The 10,247-nt window shown below is 67.9% G+C and carries 8 protein-coding genes; 1 reads left to right on the forward strand and 7 read right to left on the reverse strand.

What is annotated here, in order from left to right; genetic code table 11:
- Nucleotides 1-116: 116 nt before the first annotated feature.
- The 3 genes from CEK68_RS01590 to CEK68_RS01600 all read right to left on the reverse strand — a co-directional run bounded on the left by CEK68_RS01590 (nucleotide 117) and on the right by CEK68_RS01600 (nucleotide 4,639).
- On the reverse strand, nucleotides 117-491 hold the full coding sequence (locus CEK68_RS01590) for a VOC family protein (protein WP_152238327.1): 375 nt from the start codon (nucleotides 489-491) through the stop codon (nucleotides 117-119).
- A 295-nt stretch (nucleotides 492-786) separates the two neighbouring features.
- Nucleotides 787-3,528, reverse strand: coding sequence for a preprotein translocase subunit SecA (gene secA / locus CEK68_RS01595; RefSeq protein ID WP_017909647.1), 2,742 nt, complete (start codon nucleotides 3,526-3,528; stop codon nucleotides 787-789).
- 163 nt (nucleotides 3,529-3,691) lie between these two features.
- Nucleotides 3,692-4,639 carry a M23 family metallopeptidase gene (locus tag CEK68_RS01600; protein WP_017916714.1) on the reverse strand — a complete coding sequence of 316 codons (948 nt, stop codon included), beginning with the start codon at nucleotides 4,637-4,639 and terminating at the stop codon, nucleotides 3,692-3,694.
- 10 nt (nucleotides 4,640-4,649) lie between these two features.
- On the opposite strand from CEK68_RS01600, the gene CEK68_RS01605 reads away from it, so the two are divergent.
- Complete coding sequence (locus CEK68_RS01605) at nucleotides 4,650-5,126, forward strand: DUF721 domain-containing protein (protein ID WP_152238328.1); 477 nt, start codon at nucleotides 4,650-4,652, stop codon at nucleotides 5,124-5,126.
- A 144-nt stretch (nucleotides 5,127-5,270) separates the two neighbouring features.
- Here the strand turns inward: CEK68_RS01605 and lpxC are convergent, their stop codons facing one another.
- From lpxC to CEK68_RS01625, 4 genes are all read right to left on the reverse strand, one after another.
- Nucleotides 5,271-6,185 carry a UDP-3-O-acyl-N-acetylglucosamine deacetylase gene (gene lpxC, locus CEK68_RS01610; protein WP_152238329.1) on the reverse strand — a complete coding sequence of 305 codons (915 nt, stop codon included), beginning with the start codon at nucleotides 6,183-6,185 and terminating at the stop codon, nucleotides 5,271-5,273.
- 382 nt (nucleotides 6,186-6,567) lie between these two features.
- Complete coding sequence (gene ftsZ / locus CEK68_RS01615; RefSeq protein ID WP_017909650.1) at nucleotides 6,568-7,794, reverse strand: cell division protein FtsZ; 1,227 nt, start codon at nucleotides 7,792-7,794, stop codon at nucleotides 6,568-6,570.
- A gap of 296 nt (nucleotides 7,795-8,090) precedes the next feature.
- Complete coding sequence (gene ftsA, locus CEK68_RS01620) at nucleotides 8,091-9,326, reverse strand: cell division protein FtsA (RefSeq protein ID WP_010340121.1); 1,236 nt, start codon at nucleotides 9,324-9,326, stop codon at nucleotides 8,091-8,093.
- A complete protein-coding gene (locus CEK68_RS01625; protein WP_017912956.1) occupies nucleotides 9,323-10,177 on the reverse strand; it encodes a cell division protein FtsQ/DivIB in 855 nt (284 codons plus the stop codon). The genes ftsA and CEK68_RS01625 overlap by 4 nt, the downstream gene beginning before the upstream one ends.
- Nucleotides 10,178-10,247: the final 70 nt, after the last annotated feature.

Here is a 10,247-nt window from a genome sequence, read left to right on the forward strand (position 1 = left end):
AGAAATGGCCGTGAGTGGGCGCTTGTCCACCTGCAACGCTGCCCGGCGCGCGACGCGCAGCGCGCTGCGGCGGCGCGCATGGCGGTGATTGCCGCACTTCCACCACCGCCGCCCGCTCAGGCGCCCAGGCTGCGGCCGATCCGCCACAGCACGCCACCGGGGTCGTGCAGGGTGAAGTCGCGCATGCCCCAGGGACGGTCCCCGGGCTCGCACAGGCGCGCGCCGTAACGGCCCGCCAGGTCGGCTGCATGCAGCCGCCGCCACCAGGCATCGGCGTCCTCCACCCACAGATGCAGCACGAGGTTGCGCGCCAGGCCCGCGTGGTAGAAATCCTGCAGCAGGAACGCGCAACGGTCGCCATGGCGGAAGCAGATCAGGCCGTCGCCGAGCGGCTCGGGCGCGAAGCCTACGTCGGCATAGAACCGCGCAGACAGCGCGAGATCCTGCGCCGGCACGAAGACCTTCAGTTCCAGGCTGGGCGAAGGCTCCACGGCAGGCCTACAGAGGCAATGGCGACATCGGCCAGCCTACGCGCCGCACGCACGATACGCCACGTCGGCAAGCGCATCGCTCCAAGCCCTTCCCAAAAACAGAATGCCCCGCGCAAGGCGGGGCTATTCGCAAACGTGTGATCGATCCGACACCTGCATCCGTCGCTCACTCCTTCACCGAAGGGAGTGCACGAGCCGGCGTGGGGGTGTCATGACTGGCGCCCCGGCACCCACAGCGTGCGACGCCGAAGCGGGGCCGCCGCGCGATTGCGCAGCGGTCCGCACAACGCCAGGCTCAGCTCAGCTGGCCGTGGCAGTGCTTGTACTTCTTGCCGCTGCCACAGGGGCACGGATCGTTGCGCCCGACCTTCGGCGCTTCGCGGGTCACCTGCGCCACGGTCGGCGCACCCGCCTCGCCGCGCTGCACCTGCTCGGCTTCCTCGTCGGCGCCGTAACCGCCGGCATCCTGGTGCTGGAACTGGGCCTGGCGCAACTGCGCCTCCACCTGCTGACGCTCCTGCGCTTCGAGCGCGGCCACTTCCTCCTCGCTGCGGATGCGCACCCGCGCCAGCAGGGTGACCACTTCGCGCTTGGCGTGCTCCAGCATCTCCGAGAACAGCTCGAAGGCTTCCTTCTTGTATTCCTGCTTGGGCTGCTTCTGCGCGTAGCCGCGCAGGTGGATGCCCTGGCGCAGGTAGTCCATGCGCGCCAGATGCTCCTTCCAGCTCTGGTCGAGCACGGTGAGCATCACGTGCTTCTCCAGCGCGCGCATGGTCTCGCCGCCGATCGCCGATTCCTTCTCGCGGAAATGGCGGTCCACTTCCTCGCGCACCTTCTCGACGATACCGTCCGCGTCCAGTTCCTCGTGGCGCTTGACCAGGTCGGTGATCGACAGCGACAGACCGAGTTCGCTGGCCAGCGTGGCTTCCAGGCCCGGCAGGTCCCACTGGTCGTCCACCGAGTTCGGCGGCACGAAGCGCGACACGATGTCGTAGATCACGTCGTCGCGGATGCCGTCGACGTTCTCCTTGACCGACTCGGCGTCCAGCAGTTCGTCGCGCTGGGCGTAGATCACCTTGCGCTGGTCGTTGTTGACATCGTCGAAGTCGAGCAGGTTCTTGCGGATGTCGAAGTTGTGCGCCTCGACCTTGCGCTGCGCCTTCTCGATCTGCCGGCTGACCAGCTTGTCCTCGATGACGTCGTCTTCCTTCATGCCCATCATGCGCATCGCTTTCTGCACCCAGTCGGAGGCGAAGATGCGCATCAGGTTGTCTTCCAGCGACAGGTAGAACCGCGAGGAACCCGGGTCGCCCTGGCGGCCGGAACGGCCGCGCAGCTGGTTGTCGATACGCCTCGACTCGTGGCGCTCGGTGCCGATGATGTGCAGGCCGCCGGCGGCCTTGACCGCGTCGTGGCGCTCCTGCCAGGCCGCCTTCAGGCGCGCGCGCGTCGCGTCGTCAAGCTCCTCGCCCAGCGCGTGCAGTTCGGCTTCCAGCGAGCCGCCGAGCACGATATCGGTACCGCGGCCGGCCATGTTGGTGGCGATGGTCACCGCGCCCGGCTGGCCGGCGTTGGCGACGATCTGCGCTTCGCGCTCGTGCTGCTTGGCGTTGAGCACTTCGTGCTTCACGCCCGCCTTGCGCAGGTGCTCGGACAGCATCTCCGAGGTCTCGATCGAGGTGGTACCGACCAGCACCGGCTGGCCGCGCTTGGCGCAGTCCTCGATGTCGGCCAGCACCGCGTTGAACTTGCCCTGGCGGTTGAGGAACACCTGGTCCGGCCAGTCCTTGCGGATGGTCGGGCGGTTGGTCGGGATCACCACCACTTCCAGGCCGTAGATGCTCTGGAACTCGTAGGCTTCGGTATCGGCCGTACCGGTCATGCCGGACAGCTTCTTGTACATGCGGAACAGGTTCTGGAAGGTGATGCTGGCCAGCGTCTGGTTCTCGCGCTGCACCGGCACGCCTTCCTTCGCTTCCACCGCCTGGTGCAGGCCGTCGGACCAGCGCCGGCCCGGCAGGGTGCGGCCGGTGAACTCGTCGACGATCACCACCTCGCCGTCGCGCACGATGTAGTCGACGTCGCGCTGGTAGATCGCGTGTGCGCGCAGCGCCGCGTTGAGGTGGTGGACCACGCTCAGGTTCTGCGCGCCGTACAGGCGGTCTTCCTCGTCGGTGAGGATGCCGGCGGCGCGCAGCAGTTCTTCGGCGTGCTCCATACCCGCCTCGGACAGGTGCACTTGCTTGCCCTTCTCGTCGACCCAGAAGTCGCCCTCGCCCTCTTCCGACTCCTGCTTGACCAGCTGCGGCACGATGCGGTTGACGCGGATGTACAGCTCCGGCGACTCGTCGGCCGGGCCGGAGATGATCAGCGGGGTGCGCGCTTCGTCGATCAGGATCGAGTCGACCTCGTCGACGATGGCGTAGTTGAGGCCGCGCTGGAAGCGATCGGCCTTGGACAGCGCCATGTTGTCGCGCAGGTAGTCGAAGCCGAATTCGTTGTTGGTGCCGTAGGTGATGTCGGCGGCGTAGGCGGCATGCTTGTCGCTGTGCGGCATGCCCGGGTACACCACGCCCACGCTCAGGCCCAGCCAGTTGTACAGCTTGCCCATCTGCGCGGCATCGCGGCGCGCCAGGTAGTCGTTGACGGTGACCACGTGCACGCCCTTGTCTTCCAGCGCGTTGAGGTACACCGGCAGCGTCGCGACCAGGGTCTTGCCCTCGCCGGTGCGCATTTCCGCGATCTTGCCCAGGTGCAGGACCATGCCGCCGATCAACTGCACGTCGTAGTGGCGCATGCCCAGCACGCGTCGGCTGGCCTCGCGGCACACCGCGAACGCTTCCGGCAGCACCTTGTCCAGGGTCTCGCCGCCGGCGATGCGCCCACGCAGTTCCGGGGTCTTGGCCTGCAGCTGCTCGTCGGAGAGCTGCTCCATCTCCGGCTCCAGCGCATTGATCTTGGCGACGATACGGTGGAGCTGGCGCAGTTGGCGCTCGTTGCGGCTACCGAAAACGCGAGTAAGCAGACTGTTGATCATTGAAGGAACCGGTTGGAAAGGAACGCCTCGACGGCCCGATCCCCAGGGAATCGACGGGCCGCAAACGAAACAGGGCGCGAGGCGCCCTGTCGATGGCAAAGCACATTGTAGCTTGGGGCGGCGCCCGGCGATTCAAGCGCCGGCACGCCAGCCCCCGCGCGGCTCAGCCACGGCCGCGGCGGCCCACCGGAATGGCGCCATCGCCGAGGAACTTGGCCGGGTTCACCACCACCCCGTCCTTCCAGACCTCGAAATGCACGTGGGCACCGGTGGAACGGCCGGTGGAGCCGGCCTTGGCCACTTCCTGGCCGACCCGCACCAGGTCGCCGACCTTCACCGACAGCCGCGAATTGTGCGCGTAGCGGGTGACATAGCCATTGCCGTGGTCGACCTCGACCACGTTGCCGTAGCCGCCGCGCACGCCGGCGTAGCTGACCACGCCGTCGGCCACCGCCAGCACCGGGTCGCCGACGTTGGCGTGGAAGTCGATGCCCTTGTGGTTGCCGGTGCCGCGGCCGAACGGATCGGCGCGGCCGCCGAAGGCCGAGGTGATGTAGCTGTTGCGGATCGGCATCCGCGAAGGCACCGCGTTCTGGTCCAGCTGGTGGTCGAACAGCAGCGATTCGAGCACCGACAGCTGCTGGCCGGAGGTGGCGAACTGCTGCTGCAGCCCGTCCAGTTCCTTGCCGAGCTGCTGCGCGGGCATGTCGTGGCTGGGTTCGTCGTCGCCGCCACCGACGCCGACCGGCTGGTCGAAATCGAACTCGCCGTCCTGCAGCTTGCCCATGCGGGTCAGGCGATCGCCGAGCGCGTTGAGCCGGGTCGCCTGCGCCTGCAGCTCGCCCAGCCGGGCCGCCAGGGCGTTGACCTGGGTCTGCGCGTCGCGGCGCACCTGCGCCAGTTCCTGGTCCTGCCGCTCGAGCTTGGCGCGCATCTGCGCCGAACCACCCCATCCGGCTGCGGCGCTGACGCCGATGCCGAGTACCATGCCGAGGCCGAGCACCGCACCGAGCGCGGCGAGGGGGCGACGATCGGCGAATTCGCGCAATCGCCACGGCAACGTCTTGACCCCCTTTTCACTGGAACGGATTACGATCTTCTTGAAGGTCATATGAGTTTTCATGTCTAAGCGAAAGTCCGGCGAAGGCCATACCGCCACGCCGCAGCCGGCGCTGGACGCCGCACTGGCGGACAAGGCGGGCGACCCGTTGCGCCGCGCCCTGTGGCTCGACGCGCTGGACCGGCAGTTACGCCCCCATTTGCCGCCGAACCTGGCGCCCCGTTGCCGGTTGGCCAATGTGAACGGCGAACAGCTCGTTTTTCTCGTTGAGTCTCCGGTCTGGCACGCCCGGGTCAGGCTGGCCGAGGCCGACATCCTTGCTGCGGCCCGTTCCCTCGGGCTGAAAGCCACCAAAGTGACCGTCAAGACTGCGACTGCACCTGCGCATTCCCCAATGCAGCAGGCAAGAAGCACGCCGGCTCCGGTTTCTGCGTCCACGCACAAGGGGTTGCGCGAGGCCCTGGCTTCCCTGCAGGACGTCGTCTCCGCGACGCCCGATGCGACCACGGGCTCCGACCGTGGCCGTCGACGTACGTAGACACGCACGCCGCGACCGACGCATCCTAGCGGGCGTCGGGCGCGAGGTCGTTACCGATTCGTTAAATCGGCGTTAAGGGGAAAAGAAGGAACGGCCGATTGCCGATTCCGTGATACCCACCCGGCCGTCACCGGGTTGAACGGTTCAGGCGTAAGCCGCCGCCCCGTAAGCCACCGGCGCCTGCTGCGCGGCGGATTCGAAGCTGACCCACTCCCATGCCGCCTGTTCGGCGAGCAGGGCACGGACCAGCTTGTTGTTCAGTGCGTGGCCGGACTTGTAGCCCTCGTAGGCGCCGAGGATGGCACCGCCGGCGAGGTACAGATCGCCGATCGCATCGAGGATCTTGTGGCGCACGAACTCGTCGGCGTAGCGCAGGCCGTCGTCGTTGAGCACGCGGAACTCGTCGAGCACGATGGCGTTGTCCATCGAACCGCCCAGGCCGAGATTGCGCTCGCGCATGTACTCCAGGTCGCGCATGAAACCGAAGGTGCGCGCGCGGGAGATTTCCTTGATGTAGGCCATCGTCGAGAACTCGATCTCCTGGCGCGACTGCTTGGCCGGGATCATCGGGTGGTCGAACTGGATGGTGAAACCGAGCTTGTAGCCGCCGTCGTAGGGCACGAAACGGGCGATCTTGTCGCCGTCGCGCACTTCGATTTCGCGCTTGATGCGGATGAAGCGCTTGGCCTTGTCCTGCTCGACGATGCCCGCCGACTGCAGCAGGAACACGAACGGACCGGCCGAGCCGTCCATGATCGGCAGTTCGGCCGAGGACAGTTCGACGATGGCGTTGTCCACGCCGAGGCCGGCCATCGCCGACATCAGGTGCTCCACCGTCTGGATCTTGGCCTGGCCACGGCTGAGGCCGGTGCACAGCGTGGTCTCGGTGACCAGCTCGGCATCGGCCGGCACGTCCACCGCCGGATCCAGGTCCACGCGTCGGAACACGATGCCGTGGTCGGCCGGTGCGGGGCGCAGGGTCATGTAGACCTTGTCGCCGCTGTGCAGGCCCACGCCAGTGGCGCGGATCGTGTTCTTGAGGGTGCGTTGCTGGGTCATGGCAGACAGTCTGGGAACGTCTGTTCGCACGGGAACTGAACAGACAACGAGAATATCACGCGTTTAGCTAAATTTTAACAAAGTGGTCACAGCATCCCATCGGTGCAACGCTGGCCCGTGTCGGCGTCGCGGTCGCAAAAACCTGCCGGGTCGCAAGGACCCGGCAGCAAGGGACACGGCGCGCCGGCCAGGGAGGCGCTCCTGGACGGCGGTGTTGCGGGCCGGCGCGAACGCCGGCCGATGACGCATCGACCTCAGTCGGCCTGGCGGCGCAGGGCGGGCCGCTCGCTTGCGACGCACTGCGTCGCGAGCGGCCCCGCGCCCGGCCACGGATGGCCGGGCAGGCCCATCCGCAAGCCGGACGGCTGCGCCAGGGACGGCATCAGTCGGCCTGACGGCGCAGGAACGCCGGGATATCCAGGTAGTCGCTCGGCAGGTCGGCCGCGGCCGGTGCCGGGGCGGACGGCGCTGCACCCATGCCGTCGCCGCTCGGACGGCGCAGGCCCAGGCCCATCGCACCGCCGACCGCCTTGGACACGGCGTCGCCGCCATGCTCGAAGTCGCCGAACTCCGGCTGGCCGGTGGTGGCGTTGCGCACCAGCTTGATCGGCGCGCGCTGCTCCGGACGCTGCGACTGGCGCGACACCGCACGGTTCAGGCCGGTGGCGACCACGGTCACGCGCACTTCGTCCTGCATGTCCGGATCCAGCACGGTGCCGACCACCACGGTGGCGTCCTCGGAGGAGAAGCCTTCGATGGTGCGGCCGATCTCGTCGAACTCGGCCATGGTGAAGTCCGGGCCGGCGGTGATGTTGACCAGGATGCCGTTGGCGCCGGCCAGGTTGACGTCGTCCAGCAGCGGGTTCTGGATCGCCGCTTCGGCGGCGGCCTGCGCGCGGTCGTCGCCGCGGGCCGAGCCGGTGCCCATCATCGCCAGGCCCATTTCCGACATCACGGTGCGCACGTCGGCGAAGTCGACGTTGATCAGGCCCGGACGCACGATCAGGTCGGCGATGCCCTGCACCGCGCCCTGCAGCACGTCGTTGGCGGCGCGGAACGCCTGGATCATGGTGGCGTTGCGGCCGAGCACGGTGATCAGCTTTTCATTCGGAATGGTGATCAGCGAGTCGCAGTGCTGGCTCAGTTCCTCGATGCCCTTCAGCGCCACCTGCATGCGGCGGCGGCCTTCGAACGGGAACGGCTTGGTGACCACGGCCACGGTCAGGATGCCCATTTCCTTGGCCAGCTGTGCCACCACCGGCGCGGCGCCGGTGCCGGTGCCGCCGCCCATGCCGGCGGTGATGAACACCATGTCCGCGCCCTGCAGCGCGTCCATGATGCGCTCGCGGTCTTCCAGCGCGGCCTGGCGGCCGACTTCCGGGTTCGCGCCCGCGCCCAGGCCCTTGGTGACGTTGGTGCCGAGCTGCAGCTGCAGCTTGGCGCCGCAGTTCTTGATCGCCTGCGAGTCGGTGTTGGCGGTGATGAACTCCACGCCGTCCACGCTGCTGCTGACCATGTGCGCGACCGCGTTGCCGCCGCCGCCGCCCACGCCGACCACCTTGATCACTGCATTGGGTGCCATCTTTTCAATCAGTTCGAAATGCGCCATGTCCGTTTCCTCTTTGAGCCGTGAATGGGGAATCGGGAATGGGGAATCGGATCGCTCCGTTCGCTGTCCCGACACCCGCATTTCGGCGAGTGTTGTTGTTTGGAAGCTGGGAATGGGGAATCGGGAGTGGGGAATCGCAACAGCGCGTCTCCAGCCCGGGACCCTTTCCTCAGCGGAATTGCAAAAAAACCACGCCTACCTACCTTCTCTCACCGCTCTCCACCGATCTCACCGCAGCACCGCCTTTTGCTTTTGCTCTTACCCATTCCCAATTCCCGATTCACCATTCCCGGCTCTCAAAACTCGCCGCGATACCAGTTCTTCAATTTCTTGAACAAGCTGCCGGCGCGGCCGGTCGGCAGCGACGGGCGGCGTGGGTGTTCGATCTGACTGCCCATCAGCAGCAGGCCCACGCCGGTGGCGTGCACCGGGTTGCCGACGACTTCGCCCAGGCCGGTGACGTGCTGGGGAATGCCCACGCGCACCGGCATCTGCACCATTTCCTCGGCCAGTTCGACCACGCCTTCCATCTTCGAGGCGCCGCCGGTCAGCACCATGCCGGCGCGCACCAGTTCCTCGAAGCCGGAGCGGCGCAGTTCCGCCTGCACCATCTCGAAGATTTCCTCGTAGCGGCCCTGCACCGCTTGCGCCAGCGAATGGCGCGGCATGCGCCGCGGCGGGCGGTCGCCGACGCTGGGCACCTGGATGCTCTCTTCCGCGGTGGCCAGCTGCGCCAGCGCGCAGGCGTAGCGCACCTTGATCTGCTCGGCTTCCGGGGTCGGCGTGCGCAGCATGTGCGCGATGTCGTTGGTGACGTGGTCGCCGGCGATCGGCAGCGAGGCGGTGTGGCAGATCGCGCCCTGCACGAACACCGCCAGATCGGTGGTGCCGGCGCCCATGTCCACCAGCACCACGCCCAACTCGCGCTCGTCGGCGGTCAGCACCGCCACCGAGGACGCCAGCGAGGACAGGATCAGGTCGTCCACCTGCAGGCCGCAGCGCTGCACGCACTTGCTGATGTTGGCGGCGGCCGACTGCGCGCACACCACCAGGTGCGCGTGCACCTCCAGGCGCACGCCGGTCATGCCGACCGGGTTGCGGATGCCTTCCTGCGAATCGTCCAGCACGTACTCGCGCGGGATCGCGTGGAGGATGCGCTGGTCGGCCGGGATCGCCACCGCCTTGGCCGCTTCCAGCACGCGGTCCAGGTCGTTCCAGGTCACCTCGCCGTCGCGGATCGGCACGATGCCCGGCGAGTTCTTGCACTGCACGTGGTTGCCGGAGATCGACGCGTACACCGAGCGGATCTCGCAGCCGGCCATCAGCTCGGCTTCCTCGATCGCGCGCTGGATCGACTGCACGGTGGATTCGATGTCCACCACCACGCCGCGCTTGAGCCCGCGCGACTCGTGCGAACCGATGCCGATCACCTCGATCGGGTTGCCGGGCGAGTATTCGCCGACCAGCGCGACGACCTTGGAGGTGCCGATGTCCAGTCCAACGATGAGGGATTTGTCGCCTTTGCGGTTCATGTCTTGGAGCCGGGAATAGAGAATCGGGAATGGGGAAGGGAGAAGAGCGGGCTCTCGCGATGGGATGGAGGGTCGGCCAGTGCCGCGTGCCGCGCGGGCTGGGCCGGTGCCGCAGGCTTCTTTTCCTTGCCCGGCTCCTTACTCGGCTCTTTGCTCTCGGGTACCCATGCCACGGTGAATCCGTTGGTGTAGCGAAGATCGGCGCGCGCCAGCGGCGGCTGGCCCGGCTGCAGCAGTTGCGGCAGCACCCGGGCGAAGCGCTCGAGGCGGGCACGCGCGTCGTCGCGGCCGACCACCACCTGCACGCCGTTGCCCAGCGCCAGCGACCAACTGCCGCGCGCGTCCAGTGCCACGCCCTGCACCGGCAGGCCGACCGGCGCGAACAGTGCGCGCGAGGTGTTGTACAGCGCGACCACGTCGGCGGCCTTGGCGTCCGGGCCGGCCAGATGCGGCAGCGCCACGTCGCGCAGTTCGTTGGGCAGGGCGAAGATGCGGCCCTGCTCGGACAGCATGCGGTCCGCACCCCAGCGCGCGAATGGGCGGTGTTCGACGACGCGCACTTCCAGCACGTCCGGCCAGCGCTTGCGCACGCGCGCGCTCTCCACCCACGGCAGGCGCTCGATCGCGTCCTGCGCATCCTGCAGGCGCACCGCGAAGAAACCACGGCGCGCATACGGCAGCACCACCTGGCGCAACTGCTCGGCGGACACGCGCTTGAAATCGCCGCTCACCTGCAGCCGGCTCAGCGGCCAGCGCTCGGCCCCGACCCAGCCGTTGAGCACGGCCACGATCGGCAGCGCGACCAGGGCCAGCGCCAGCAGCCAGGCGAGGATGCGCAGGGAGGCGTTCATGGGCGCACCGTCCGGTGCGCGGGAATGGGGAATCGGGAATGGGGAATGGGCAAGGCACAAGCGGCCGCGC

This window comes from Xanthomonas sp. LMG 12461, assembly GCF_009192935.1.
GTDB lineage: Bacteria > Pseudomonadota > Gammaproteobacteria > Xanthomonadales > Xanthomonadaceae > Xanthomonas_A > Xanthomonas_A sontii.

Excerpts from the sequence above, each read along its gene's own strand:
- secA (WP_017909647.1), bottom strand. The coding sequence starts at position 3,528 with ATGATCAACAGTCTGCTTACTCGCGTTTTCGGTAGCCGCAACGAGCGC.
- CEK68_RS01600 (WP_017916714.1), bottom strand. The coding sequence starts at position 4,639 with ATGACCTTCAAGAAGATCGTAATCCGTTCCAGTGAAAAGGGGGTCAAG.
- CEK68_RS01605 (WP_152238328.1), top strand. The coding sequence starts at position 4,650 with ATGTCTAAGCGAAAGTCCGGCGAAGGCCATACCGCCACGCCGCAGCCG.
- lpxC (WP_152238329.1), bottom strand. The coding sequence starts at position 6,185 with ATGACCCAGCAACGCACCCTCAAGAACACGATCCGCGCCACTGGCGTG.
- ftsZ (WP_017909650.1), bottom strand. The coding sequence starts at position 7,794 with ATGGCGCATTTCGAACTGATTGAAAAGATGGCACCCAATGCAGTGATC.
- ftsA (WP_010340121.1), bottom strand. The coding sequence starts at position 9,326 with ATGAACCGCAAAGGCGACAAATCCCTCATCGTTGGACTGGACATCGGC.
- CEK68_RS01625 (WP_017912956.1), bottom strand. The coding sequence starts at position 10,177 with ATGAACGCCTCCCTGCGCATCCTCGCCTGGCTGCTGGCGCTGGCCCTG.